General features: G+C 61.7%; 10 protein-coding genes. All 10 read left to right on the forward strand.

The window, feature by feature from the left end:
* The first annotated feature begins 15 nt into the window (after nt 1–15).
* The 10 genes from DKK67_RS08655 (at nt 16) to DKK67_RS08700 (ending at nt 13,487) form a co-directional block, all read left to right on the forward strand.
* Nucleotides 16–1,599, forward strand: a complete 1,584-nt coding sequence (locus DKK67_RS08655) for a glucan biosynthesis protein (protein WP_111495964.1) — start codon at nt 16–18, stop codon at nt 1,597–1,599.
* 109 nt (nt 1,600–1,708) lie between these two features.
* The gene (locus DKK67_RS08660; RefSeq protein WP_111495965.1) at nt 1,709–2,389 is read left to right on the forward strand and encodes a GntR family transcriptional regulator; all 681 of its coding nucleotides are present in this window, start codon (nt 1,709–1,711) and stop codon (nt 2,387–2,389) included.
* 13 nt (nt 2,390–2,402) lie between these two features.
* Complete coding sequence (gene prpB / locus DKK67_RS08665) at nt 2,403–3,290, forward strand: methylisocitrate lyase (protein WP_111495966.1); 888 nt, start codon at nt 2,403–2,405, stop codon at nt 3,288–3,290.
* A gap of 96 nt (nt 3,291–3,386) precedes the next feature.
* Nucleotides 3,387–4,514, forward strand: a complete 1,128-nt coding sequence (gene prpC / locus DKK67_RS08670) for a bifunctional 2-methylcitrate synthase/citrate synthase (RefSeq protein ID WP_111495967.1) — start codon at nt 3,387–3,389, stop codon at nt 4,512–4,514.
* An 87-nt stretch (nt 4,515–4,601) separates the two neighbouring features.
* On the forward strand, nt 4,602–7,208 hold the full coding sequence (gene acnD / locus DKK67_RS08675) for a Fe/S-dependent 2-methylisocitrate dehydratase AcnD (RefSeq protein WP_111495968.1): 2,607 nt from the start codon (nt 4,602–4,604) through the stop codon (nt 7,206–7,208).
* Between the two features lie 199 nt (nt 7,209–7,407).
* Nucleotides 7,408–8,586: a 2-methylaconitate cis-trans isomerase PrpF gene (prpF, locus tag DKK67_RS08680; RefSeq protein ID WP_111495969.1), complete on the forward strand. Its 1,179-nt coding sequence runs from the start codon at nt 7,408–7,410 to the stop codon at nt 8,584–8,586.
* A 133-nt stretch (nt 8,587–8,719) separates the two neighbouring features.
* A complete protein-coding gene (prpD, locus tag DKK67_RS08685) occupies nt 8,720–10,204 on the forward strand; it encodes a 2-methylcitrate dehydratase (RefSeq protein WP_111495970.1) in 1,485 nt (494 codons plus the stop codon).
* Between the two features lie 202 nt (nt 10,205–10,406).
* Nucleotides 10,407–11,138 carry a PEP-CTERM sorting domain-containing protein gene (locus tag DKK67_RS08690; RefSeq protein WP_111495971.1) on the forward strand — a complete coding sequence of 244 codons (732 nt, stop codon included), beginning with the start codon at nt 10,407–10,409 and terminating at the stop codon, nt 11,136–11,138.
* A 206-nt stretch (nt 11,139–11,344) separates the two neighbouring features.
* Nucleotides 11,345–12,757: a TIGR03013 family XrtA/PEP-CTERM system glycosyltransferase gene (locus DKK67_RS08695; protein WP_111495972.1), complete on the forward strand. Its 1,413-nt coding sequence runs from the start codon at nt 11,345–11,347 to the stop codon at nt 12,755–12,757.
* 100 nt (nt 12,758–12,857) lie between these two features.
* On the forward strand, nt 12,858–13,487 hold the full coding sequence (locus DKK67_RS08700; protein WP_111495973.1) for an XrtA/PEP-CTERM system exopolysaccharide export protein: 630 nt from the start codon (nt 12,858–12,860) through the stop codon (nt 13,485–13,487).
* The last annotated feature ends 101 nt before the right edge of the window (nt 13,488–13,588 follow it).

Here is a 13,588-nt window from a genome sequence, read left to right on the forward strand (position 1 = left end):
GAGGGAATTGCAGACATGGATCGACGGACGCTGTTGAAAATGTTCGCCGCCGCCGGCGTGCAGGGTATCCCGGCGAGCGCCCTGTTCCACTCGGCGACCGCCCAGGCGCGCCCCATAGGCGTGGTCAGGGACTTCAGTTACGCCTGGCTCAAGGGGCACGCCCGGGAGCTGGCAGGCCGGCCCTATGAATCCCATGAAGGGGATCTGCCGCGCTCCCTGAAAAACCTGTCCTGGGACGATTACCAGGCGATCCAGTTCCGGCCTGAAAAGTCCCTGTGGCAGGAAGAGGGCATGGCGTTCCGTGCCCAGCTATTCCACCTGGGGTTGTTCTTCAAGACGCCGGTTCACATCTTCGAGGTGATCGACGGCAAGGCCCAGGAGCTTGGCTACGACCCCGAATACTTCAGCTATAGCGGCGAGGAGCCCCTGGGCGATTTACCGGAAGACCTGGGTTACGCCGGCTTCCGAATCCAGTTCCATACCAACTTCAAGCTTGATCTGGCGGCGTTCCAGGGCGCCAGCTATTTCCGTGCGGTCGGGGCCGACATGCAGTACGGGTTGTCCGCACGTGGCCTGGCCATCGACACGGCCACCGACCAGAAGGAAGAGTTCCCCAATTTCACCGCGTTCTGGCTGGAGAAGCCCAAGCCAAACAGCGCCAAGCTGACGGTGTATGCCCTGTTGGATTCACCCAGTGTCACCGGGGCTTATGTCTTCGATCTGCATCCGGGGCGCAATATGGTGATGGACGTGGGCGTCGCCCTCTACCCGCGGACGATCATGGAGCGCGTCGGTATCGCCCCACTGACCAGCATGTACCAGGTGGGGGAGAACAGTCAGCGCATGGACTACGACTGGCGCCCGGAGATCCACGATTCTGACGGTCTGGCGATGCATACCGGTGCCGGCGAATGGATCTGGCGGCCTGTGGTCAACCCGCGGGGTATCCGCGTGAACACCTTCTCCGACCGCAATCCGAAAGGCTTCGGCCTGCTACAGCGGGATCGCAACTTCGATCACTACCAGGACGACGGCGTGTTCTACGAGAAGCGTCCCAGCCTCTGGGTCGAGCCCAGGGAAGACTGGGGCGAGGGCCGCGTCATGCTGGTGGAAATCCCCACGGTCGACGAGACCTTCGACAACATCGTCGCCTTCTGGACCCCGCAGGAGCCGTTGGCACCGGATCAGGAGCACCTGTTCTCGTACCGCCTGCACTGGGGCGAGCGGCCGCCGGTCAAACCCTATGAACTGGCGACCGCACAGGCGACCCGGACGGGCCTGGGCGGCGTGGTCGGCCAGGAGCGGGAATACTTTTCCTGGCGTTTTGCCATCGATTTCGCCGGCGGTATGCTCGATATGCTGGGGGACGACGCCAATGTGGTACCCGTGATCACCAGCAGCCGGGGGCGCATCGAAATCACCTCGGCGCGACCGCTGCATTCGATCAACGGTTATCGGGCCATGTTCGATCTGGTCCCTGACGATTCCGAAGAGCCCATCGACCTGCGGCTCTACCTCAAGCTGGATGACCAGCCTCTCACCGAAACCTGGGTTTACCAGTACACCCCGCCCCCCAAGGATCAGCGCACGCTGTACTGAACCGGTCTTCTGATTGTCAACAATCTGCGTCTTTGGTGGCGCGGATTGTTGACAATGCACCTTCCTGGGCGTAGTTTTCCAGCATTCCACTTTAATATTGTCGACAAAGATGCTGGATATTGCCCCGCAAACCCAAACCCGAGCTGACGAAGCCTTCGATTGTCTGCAAACGGCGATCGTCAAGGGCGATCTGGCCCCCGGCGAGAAGATTGGTGAACTGGAACTCTGCGAACGCTTCCAGCTGACCCGCGGTCCGTTGCGTGAGGCCCTGGGGCGGCTGGAGTCCCGCGGTCTGCTGATTCGGCGGCCCCACGCCGGGTTCAAGGTGATGGCGGTCAGCGGTGACGAGCTGTTAGAGCTGTACCGGATTCGCGAGGTCATGGAAGGGTTGGCCGCCCAGCAGGCGGCCGAGCGCATGAACGACGAAGAGATCGACGATCTGATGCGCCTGCTGGACCGGCACGAACAGATGGTCGAAGAAGCCCAGGGTCAGGCCTACTACCAGCACGAAGGCGACTACGATTTCCATTACTGCATTGCCATGGGCAGCCGCAACCGCAAGCTGAGCCAGATGCTGCTGGGCGATCTGTACTACATGGTCCGCATGTACCGCTATCGCCTGAGCACCTCCACCGGCCGGCCCCAGCGCGCCTTGCGCGAACACCGCAACATTGCCGAGGCCATCGCCCAGCGGGACGGGGAACTGGCCCGTTTCCTGATGCAGCGACACATCAATGCGGCGCGCCTCAATATCGAGAAAAAAATAAAAGAAGGTTCTTTAACCCTTTGAATCAGGAGCCGTTATGAGCCAGCAACTGTCCGCCGGAGCGCGTTTCCGGAAAGCTCTCGAAGACAACACCCCCCTTCAGATTGTCGGCACGGTCAACGCCTACTGCGCCATGATGGCGGAAAAGGTGGGGCACCAGGCGATTTACCTGTCCGGCGGCGGCGTGGCGAATGCCTCCTACGGTCTGCCGGACCTGGGAATGACCACCATGAACGACGTGCTGGAGGACGTGCGCCGCATTACCGCCGCCACCCAGACGCCGCTGCTGATCGATATCGACACCGGCTGGGGCGGGGCGTTCAACATCGGCCGCACCATTAAAGAGATGGAGCGCGCAGGCGCGGCGGCGGTCCACATTGAAGACCAGGTGGCGCAGAAGCGCTGCGGCCACCGCCCCAACAAGGAGATCGTCTCCCAGCAGGAGATGGTCGACCGCATCAAGGCCTGCGCCGATGCCCGTACCGACGACGACTTCTTCATCATGGCACGCACCGACGCCTTCCAGCGTGAAGGTCTGGAGCCGGCCATCGAGCGCGCCCGCGCCTGTATCGAAGCCGGCGCTGACGGTATCTTCGCTGAGGCGGTGACGGAACTGGAACACTACCGCGCTTTCTCCGAGGCCCTCGACGTGCCGATCCTCGCCAACATCACTGAATTTGGCGCCACGCCGCTCTATAACTGCAAGGAGCTGGCGGAAGCGGGCGCGGACATGGTGCTGTATCCGCTGAGCGCCTTCCGGGCCATGAACAAGGCGGCACTGGCGGTTTACCAGAACATCCTGGACAAGGGTGACCAGAAGGACGTGGTGGATACGATGCAGACTCGCATGGAGCTGTACGATTTCCTCGACTATCACGAATTCGAGCAGAAGCTCGACAAACTGTTCGCCCAGCAGAAAGGGTGAGCGGTACGGAATCTGATTGCGTCGGGGCCCGGAACAGAGGCTCCGGCGGACACCACAAACACCAATAATCCCAACAAAGATCGACAAGGTGACATCATGGCTGAGAAAAAACTGGGCGGCGCTGGCCTTCGTGGTCAGGTCGCTGGCGAAACCGCACTGTGTACCGTCGGCAAATCAGGTACCGGGCTGACCTATCGGGGCTACGACATCACCGATCTGGCGGACAATGCCCAGTTTGAGGAAGTGGCCTACCTGCTGCTGCGCGGCAAGCTGCCCAACCAGCAGGAGCTGGACGCCTACAAGAGCCGGCTGCGCGGATTGCGGGCGCTGCCGGACGCTGTCAAGACGGTTCTCGAGCAGATTCCCAAAGACGCCCACCCGATGGACGTCATGCGCACCGGCTGCTCCATGCTGGGCAACCTGGAGACCGAGCAGGACTTCAGCGAGCAGGACGACAAGATCGACCGCATGCTGGCGGTGTTCCCGAGCATCATCACCTACTGGTACCGCTTCGCCCACGAAGGCGTACGCATTCAGACCGACGGAGACTGCGACTCCATCGGCGGGCATTTCCTGGAGCTTCTGCACGGCAAGAAGCCCAGCGAGCTGCACGAGCGCGTCATGAACGTCTCGCTGATTCTCTACGCCGAGCACGAGTTCAACGCCTCGACCTTCACCGCGCGGGTCTGCGCCTCCACGCTGTCCGACATCCACAGCTGCGTGACCGGCGCCATCGGCACGCTGCGTGGACCGCTGCACGGCGGCGCCAACGAAGCCGCCATGGCGCTGATCCAGAAGTTCCAGACTCCGGATGAAGCGGAGCAGGGGCTGCTGGGCATGCTCGAACGCAAGGAAAAGATCATGGGCTTCGGCCACGCGATCTACCGCGAGTCCGATCCGCGCAACGGCATCATCAAGAAGTGGTCCGAAAAACTGGCGCAGGAAGTGGGCGACGAGGTGCTGTATCCCGTCTCGGTGCGCTGCGAAGAGGTCATGTGGCGCGAGAAGAAACTGTTCTGTAACGCCGACTTCTTCCACGCCTCGGCCTATCACTTCATGGGCATCCCGACCGAGCTGTTCACGCCGATCTTCGTGATGTCACGGGTGTCCGGCTGGACCGCCCACGTGAAGGAGCAGCGTGAAAACAACCGGATCATCCGTCCCAGCGCGGACTACACCGGTCCGGATCACGCCGAGTGGCTGCCGATTGAGAAGCGCGCCTGACGCGCCAATGAGAGAGACCGGAGCCGGCCGCACTGGCCGGTTCCGACACAAAGGCCCTCCGACCATTCTTCACAAGAGCCTTAAGTCATGAACACCCAATACCGCAAGCCCCTGCCGGGCACCGACTACGACTACTTCGATACCCGCAAGGCGGTCGACGCCATCCAGCCCGGCGCCTACGACAAGCTCCCGTACACCTCCCGTATCCTGGCGGAGCAGCTGGTGCGCCGCTGTGATCCGTCCATGCTGACCGATTCCCTGAAACAGCTGATCGAACGCAAGCGGGATCTGGATTTTCCCTGGTATCCGGCCCGCGTGGTGTGTCACGACATCCTGGGGCAGACCGCCCTGGTCGACCTGGCCGGCCTGCGCGATGCGATCGCCGAGAAGGGCGGCGATCCGGCCAAGGTGAACCCGGTGGTGCCCACCCAGCTGATCGTCGACCATTCGCTGGCCGTCGAGCATCCGGGATTCGAGAAGGACGCGTTCGAGAAGAACCGCGCCATCGAGGATCGCCGCAACGACGACCGCTTCCACTTCATCAACTGGACCAAGACCGCGTTCGAGAACGTGGACGTGATCCCGCCGGGCAACGGCATCATGCACCAGATCAACCTGGAGAAGATGTCGCCGGTGGTCCAGGTGCGCGACCGCGTGGCGTTCCCGGATACCTGTGTCGGCACCGACAGCCACACGCCGATGGTCGATGCCCTCGGCGTGATTTCCGTCGGTGTGGGCGGTCTGGAAGCTGAAAGCGTCATGCTGGGCCGTGCCTCCATGATGCGCCTGCCGGACATTGTCGGCGTGGAGCTGACCGGCAAGCTGCAGCCGGGCATTACCGGCACGGACATGGTCCTGGCGTTGACCGAATTCCTGCGCAAGGAGCGGGTCGTCGGTGCGTACCTGGAATTCTTTGGCGAAGGCGCCGACAGCCTGACTGTGGGCGACCGCGCCACCATCTCCAACATGACGCCGGAATACGGCGCCACGGCCGCGATGTTCTACATCGACGACCAGACCATCGACTACCTGAAGCTGACCGGTCGCGATGACGAACAGGTGGCTCTGGTGGAGAGCTTCGCGAAGCACACCGGTCTGTGGTCGGACAGCCTCAGGAACGCCGAGTACGAGCGCGTGCTGACGTTTGATCTGTCCAAGGTCGTGCGCACGCTGGCCGGTCCCTCCAATCCGCACGCGCACCTGCCGACGTCGGAACTGGCGCAGCGCGGCATTGCCGGCCAGTGGGAAGAGAAAGAAGGCGAGATGCCGGACGGTGCGGTCATCATTGCCGCCATCACCAGCTGCACGAACACTTCCAACCCGCGCAACATGGTCGCGGCCGGCCTGATCGCCCGCAACGCCAACAAGCTGGGCCTGATCCGTAAGCCGTGGGTAAAATCCTCCCTGGCGCCTGGGTCCAAGACCGTCAAAATGTATCTGGAAGAGGCGGAGCTGCTGCCGGAGCTGGAACAATTGGGCTTCGGCGTGGTTGCCTTTGCCTGCACCACCTGCAACGGCATGAGCGGTGCGCTCGATCCCAAGATCCAGAAAGAAGTGGTTGACCGGGATCTCTATTCAACGGCGGTGCTGTCCGGTAACCGCAACTTCGACGGCCGGATTCATCCCTACGCCAAGCAGGCGTTCCTGGCCTCGCCGCCGCTGGTGGTCGCCTACGCCATTGCCGGCACCATCCGTTTCGACATCGAGAAGGACGCTCTGGGCCACGACGCCGACGGCAACCCGATCATGCTCAAGGACATCTGGCCTCAAGACGAGGAAATCGACGCCATCGTGAAGTCGTCGGTGAAGCCGGACCAGTTCCGCGACACCTACATCCCGATGTTCGATGTCACCCGTAAGGCCCAGGCGCAGTCCGACCCGCTCTACGAGTGGCGCCCGATGAGCACCTACATCCGTCGCCCGCCGTATTGGGAAGGAGCGCTGGCCGGGGAAAAGAACCTGACGGGCATGCGCCCGCTGGCGGTCCTGGGTGACAACATCACCACCGATCATCTCTCCCCGTCGAACGCGATCCTGGCGTCCAGCGCCGCCGGCGAATACCTCGCGAAAATGGGCCTGCCGGAAGAGGACTTCAATTCCTACGCGACCCACCGTGGCGACCATCTGACGGCGCAGCGGGCCACGTTTGCGAACCCGAAGTTGCTGAACGAGATGGTTTCTGACGACAACGGCGAGATGAAACAGGGTTCCCTGGCGCGCATCGAACCGGAAGGGAAGGTAGTGCGCATGTGGGAGGCGATCGAGACCTACATGGATCGCAAGCAGCCTCTGATCATCGTCGCCGGTGCCGATTACGGGCAGGGCTCCTCCCGTGATTGGGCCGCCAAGGGCGTGGCCCTGGCCGGCGTTGAGGCCATCGTTGCCGAAGGCTTCGAACGGATTCACCGTACTAACCTGGTGGGTATGGGCGTGATGCCGCTGCAGTTCGAGGAAGGCACCACCCGCAAGACACTGGGCATCGATGGCACCGAAATGTTCGACGTCAAGGGCGAACCGTCACCGCGCGCGACGCTGGCGCTGGTGATCCACCGCGCCAACGGCGAGAGCCAGGAAGTTCCGGTCATTTGCCGCCTGGATACCCAGGAGGAAGTGTCCATCTACAAGGCGGGCGGTGTGCTGCAGCGCTTTGCGCAGGACTTCCTGGAGGCCGAGGCGGATAAGGCGAGTGCTTGAGCAACCGTCCCTGCCAGGCAAGAGCTATTAGTGTGGGGCTGACTGGGGCACCTGACGGTGCCTCAGAAGCTAAAGCATCTGCTACCTACTCGGGGTGACCTGAAAATGTAGCCGACGCTTCAGCTTCGGAGCAGCCCGCAGGGCTGCCGATGATCCCCCCAGCGGCCGATATCGTCCACAGAATCCGGGAAACACCAAAATGACCCACAAACCCCAAATCAGAATCCCCGCCACCTACATGCGGGGCGGCACCAGCAAGGGCGTGTTTTTCAACCTTGCCGATCTGCCCGAAGCGGCTCAGGTGCCGGGCGAAGCCCGCGACAAACTGCTGCTGCGCGTGATCGGCAGCCCCGATCCCTACGGCAAGCAGACCGACGGTATGGGCGGCGCCACGTCCAGCACCAGCAAGACCGTTATCCTGTCGAAAAGCGAAAGCCCGGATCACGACGTGGACTATCTGTTCGGCCAGGTCTCCATCGACAAGCCGTTCGTCGACTGGAGCGGCAACTGCGGTAACCTGACCGCGGCCGTCGGGGCCTTTGCCATCAATAACGGTCTGGTCGATCCGGGGCAGGTGCCTGAAAACGGCCTGGCAACGGTCCGGATCTGGCAGAAAAACATCGAGAAGACCATCATCGCCCGCATTCCCATGACGAACGGGGATGTGCAGGAAACCGGCGACTTCGAGCTGGACGGCGTCACCTTCCCGGCGGCGGAAGTCCAGGTTGAGTTCATGGATCCGGCGGACGGTGAGGGCGCCATGTTCCCCACCGGCAACGTGGTCGACGACCTGGACGTGCCCGGCGTCGGCACCCTGAAAGCCACCATGATCAACGCCGGTATCCCGACCATATTCATCAATGCCGAGGCCATCGGCTACGAGGGCACGGAACTGCAGGAAGCGATCAACAACGACAACGAGGCACTGGCCCGTTTCGAAACCATTCGTGCCCACGGCGCGCTCAAAATGGGGCTGATCGGCGATGTCTCAGAAGCGGCCAATCGCCAGCACACGCCCAAGGTGGCCTTTGTCGCGCCGCCCAGGGGCTACGTGGCGTCCAGCGGGAAGGCAATCGCCGCGGCCGATATCGACGTGCTGGTCCGCGCGCTGTCCATGGGCAAGCTGCATCACGCCATGATGGGCACCGCGGCGGTCGCCATCGCCACGGCCGCGGCGGTTCCGGGAACCCTGGTGAACCTGGCGGCGGGCGGCGGCGATCGCACGTCCGTGACCTTTGGTCATCCGTCGGGCACCTTGCGTGTCGGTGCCGAAGCCGAGTCCGTAAACGGTCAGTGGACCGCCAGGAAAGCCATCATGAGCCGCAGCGCCCGCATCCTGATGGAAGGCTGGGTGCGCATCCCGGAGGATGCCTTCTAGGTTCCCCGTTTTAGGGGCCGGGCCGGTCGAAGGGCCCCGGCATCCGGTCCATACTGTCCTCACGTCATTGCAAAGCCGGGGCGGGGTGACGTCACGCCAGCCGCGTCCCCGGCAGGGATAAGGGAGAGCAGGCATGTCCGCGACTTTCGATCTCAACGAACGCCCAGACTACGACGACGTACTCCAACAGATCGCCGACTACGTGCTGACCTTCCGGGTCGACAGTCCGGAGGCGCTGGATACGGCCCGTCACTGTCTGATAGACACCCTCGGCTGCGGTCTTCTGGCCCTGCGTTTCCCGGAATGCACCAAGCACCTCGGGCCGCTGGTTGAGGGGACAACGGTACCCCACGGGGCCCGCGTGCCGGGCACCCCGTTTCGGCTGGATCCGGTCAAGGCGGCCTGGGACATCGGCTGCATCGTGCGCTGGCTGGACTACAACGACACCTGGCTGGCCGCCGAATGGGGCCACCCATCCGACAACCTCGGCGCGATCCTGGCGGTTGCCGACCATCTGTCACAGAAACGCGTGGCCTCGGGTCATGCGCCGCTGACGATGCGCGAGGTGCTGGACAGCATGGTCATGGCCCACGAGATCCAGGGCGTGCTGGCGCTTGAGAACTCGTTCAATCGCGTGGGGCTGGATCACGTTGTGTTGGTCAAAGTGGCGTCCACGGCTGTCGCCGCCCGGCTGATGGGAGCGGATCGGGAACAGATCCTGTCGGCACTGTCGCACGCCTGGGTGGACGGACAGGCCCTGCGCACCTATCGCCATGCGCCGAACGCGGGCTCCCGGAAATCCTGGGCGGCGGGCGACGCCACGTCCCGGGCGGTGCGGCTGGCGGACATTGCCCTGCGTGGGGAAATGGGCATTCCCGGAGTGCTCACTGCGCCCCAATGGGGGTTTTACGACGTGCTGTTCAGCAAGACCAACAAGGACCAGGCGCTCAAACCGGAAGAGCAGCGTCGATTCTCGCTACCCCAGGCTTTCGGCAGCTACGTCATGGAAAACGTGCTGTTCAAGATTTCGTTTCCGGCGGAATTCCATGCCCAGACGGCGGCCGAGGCCGCGGTGACCTTGCACCCGCAAGTGAAAGACCGGCTCGACGACATCGACCGGGTGGTGATCACCACCCACGAATCCGCCATCCGCATCATTTCCAAGGTGGGCAAGCTGGCTAACGCCGCTGACCGGGATCACTGCCTGCAATACATGACGGCGGTGCCCCTGATATTCGGCTCCCTGACCGCCGATCACTACGAGGACGATTTCCACCAGGCCCATCCGGAGATCGATGCCCTGCGCGACAGGATGGAGGTCGTCGAGGACGAGCGCTATACGCGGGAGTATCTGGAAGCCGACAAGCGGTCCATTGCCAACGCCGTGCAGGTGTTTTTCAGGGATGGTTCAAAGACGGAACAGGTGGCGGTGGAATACCCCATCGGCCATCGCCGCCGGCGCAAGGAGGGGATGGCGCTGCTGGAGGAGAAGTTCCGCCACAATCTGGCGACCCGTTTCCCGGTGGCGCGTTGCCGGGCGATTGAATCCCTATGCCTGGATCCGCCCAAACTGGAGCAAATGGCGGTACACGAATTCATGGATCTGTTCGTGATATGAAATGTTTTGCAAGATTTTAAAAAAGAGGTGCTTGTGGCACCTCTTTTTTTATGTCCAAAAAATTTACAGCGTAGGCGTCAGTTTTTGTACGGACGTCCTTTAAAAACGATAAAAATCAGTCGGTTGATAATCCTGGTTCCCTTCTTGCTACGTGCCGCCGTGAACAATCACTAAAAACCAGTGTTGTAACAGGAGCTGTGCAATGAAAATGGAACGCATACTCGGTTTGACGGCAGGTGTCGCATTAGGCGTCGCCGGCGTTGCCTCTTCGGCCAACGCTGCGCTGATGCTGTCCGTCAGTGGTGAGGGCGAAGCGGCCGCGCAGGCGGCGGAAAGCGCCTTCTTCAGCAAACTCAAATCCGGTTATCTGACCGAAGGGTTTGAAAGCTATACGGCAGGCACGGGATCGCAGGCCAATACGATCAGTACCTCGGTGGGTGATTTCACCCAGGACGTGGCGGGCACAGGCGGGTCCTGTGATGACGGTGACTTCAGCTGCAGCGGCGGCGTGGCCATCCTGGACGCCGGTAGCACGCCATTCTTCGGTCGGTCGGCGGTGCCCACCGGCCCCGACAATGACAACTGGCTCGACAGCATGGACTCCCAGGAGATGACCTTCTCGGTTCTCGATGGGTACAACGCCGTCGGCTTCTACATCACCGACCCGAACGACGAGGGCGGCTATCTGACGGTCAGCGGCATGACCTTCAGCTACGAGGCGCTGTTTGGCAGCAGCCTTGATGACGGTCAGGTCTTCTACGTCAGCCTCATCGACACCGATGGTCTGGGCGAGATTACGTTCTACTCCAACAACGAAAGCGATGGCTACGGTATCGACAACGTGACCGTTGGCGAAGTGCCTGAGCCGGGAACCCTGGCGTTGCTGGGTCTTGGTCTGGCGGGCGTTGGTGTCATGCGTCGCCGGAAGGCCTGAATCCGGAACGACTGATGAACGCTTTGAGCGAGAACCCCGGCCTGAGTCGGGGTTTTTGTTGTCGAAAAATTTTACATAGCTCAGTCATTTGTTTTGGAATGCACACGATTGCACAGCCAGGCGAATGCAGTAGACTTCGTAGTATCTGGAGTCCGATCCACCGGCGTCAGGGAAGATTCCGGTATGCGTATCGCAAAGGAGTCGACGTGGCACACGTCAGAATTTTCAGGCATTACATTCACATTCCGTTCGCAGTTCTGGGCCTGATCGATTTTCTGGTTCTGATTGGCGCGTTCTGTATTGCCGTTTTTTTCCGCTTTTTCGGCGACCTTCAGTTCTTTAACGAATCGCTGCCTTACATCTACCCGTCGGCCATTGTCTTCGCCGGCCTGAACCTGCTGCTGATGGTCGCCATGGGGGTGCACCAGTCCCGGCTCGAAGACGGCCTGTCGGGCATGATGCTGCGCACCATCCTGGCCCTGCTGCTGAGCATCCCGTTTTCGCTCACTGCCTATATGCTGAGCGAAAACTGGCTCTGGTATCTGGGGGGAGACGGCGTGATCAGCTCCGCCTCCGTCTTCGGCTTCTTCCTGCTGGGTATCGTGCGCACGCTCTACTTCACGATCGCCGGAGATGACACCTTCAAGCGCAAGGTATTGGTGCTGGGCGCCGGCTTCCGGGCCAAACAGCTGCTTGAGGATCTGCGAACCCCGTTCAACCGCAAGGGGTTCAACCTGGTCGGCTTCGTACCCATGGACGGCGAGAAAGTGGAGGTGCCGGCCAACTATCTGGTCAATGTGCCGGTGTCGCTGCATCGCTACATCCTGGGGAATCCGGTGCGGGAGATCGTGGTGTCGGTCGACGACCGCCGCAAGGGCTTGCCCATGGAAGACCTGCTCGAGTGCAAGATGGAAGGCGTTCATATCGTCGATGGCGCCGCCTTCTATGAGCGGGAATCCCGAAAGGTTGCCATGGAAATGATCACTCGGGGCTGGTTGGTGTTTTCCGATGGGTTCACCGTCTCGTCGGTATCCGGCCTGGGCAAGCGGGCACTGGATATCCTGGCGGCCGGCACCCTGCTGATCGCGTCGTCGCCGCTGATGCTGCTGACGGTCCTGGCGATCAAGCTGGAAGACGGCTGGAAGGCGCCGGTGCTGTACAGCCAGGAACGGGTCGGGCTCAACGGCCAGGTGTTCCGGGTTCACAAGTTTCGCTCCATGCGGACCGATGCCGAGAAGAACGGCGCGGTCTGGGCGCAAAAGAACGACACGCGGGTCACCAGGGTGGGCGCCTTTATCCGCAAGGTGCGCATCGATGAGCTGCCACAGATCTTTAACGTGCTGAACGGCACCATGGCCTTTGTGGGGCCAAGACCGGAGCGGCCGATGTTCGTCGAGCAGCTGGCCGAGAAGATTCCGTTCTATAACGAACGGCACCGGGTGAAGCCGGGCATAACCGGATGGGCGCAGCTTTGCTTCGCCTACGCGGATAACGAAGAAGACACTCGCGAAAAGCTTCGCTATGACCTTTATTACATAAAGAACCAGAGTCTTCTTCTGGATTTGCTGGTCATTATTCAGACCGTCGAAGTGATCCTCTTCAAGAAAGGATCACGGTAGACGCGACCAGGCCAAGGAACAGAACAACGCATGCAGTTTTCGGGGTCGGCCACGAAGGCCGGCTGCAATTTGCTTCCAGTAAATGTCGTGAGGACACGAGATGGCAAGGATGTATGTTGCTCTGGCGGTAGTTTTCTCCCTTCTCATTGCGGGTTGCGCCTCGCAGCCGGCGTCGTCGCCGCAAATGATCCAGCAGGCGCTGAACGTCAGTCACGAGGGCGTCGACCAGTACATTCTGGGGCCCAGTGATGTGGTTCAGGTCACGGTGTGGCGTAACGAGGACTTGAGCACCAGCGTGCCCATTCGCCCGGACGGCCGCATTTCCGTGCCCCTGGTCGGTGACATCATGGCCAGTGGCCGCACGCCCGAAGACCTGGCCGATTCCATCGAAGAGGAATTGTCCAGCTTTATCCGGGAGCCACAGGTGAGCGTAGTGGTGACCGGCATGAACAGCCACGAGTTCACCGACCGCGTGCGGATTACCGGGGCCGTGCAGCAGCCCATGTCGATGCCGTTCCGGGCGGGCATGACTGTGCTCGATGTGGTGCTCTCGGCCGGCGGCGCCAATCCTTTTGCCTCCCTCAACGACACCATGCTCTATCGGCCGCTGGGGAGTGAGGTGGTGGCGATTCCGGTCAAGCTCGACGACATCCTGACCGAGGGTGATATCGCGACAAACTACAAACTGCAGCCCGGCGACATCTTGACCGTGCCGGAACGCAGTTTCTGATCGCCGTCAGGGCGCTCTGTCGGCGCGCCCGTTATGGGGCGAAGCACTTGAGGCCGGGTCTTTATCGGAACGGCTTGGCACTTGAGATGAAACAGTCAGGT

The organism is Marinobacter bohaiensis (assembly GCF_003258515.1).
Classification (GTDB): domain Bacteria; phylum Pseudomonadota; class Gammaproteobacteria; order Pseudomonadales; family Oleiphilaceae; genus Marinobacter_A; species Marinobacter_A bohaiensis.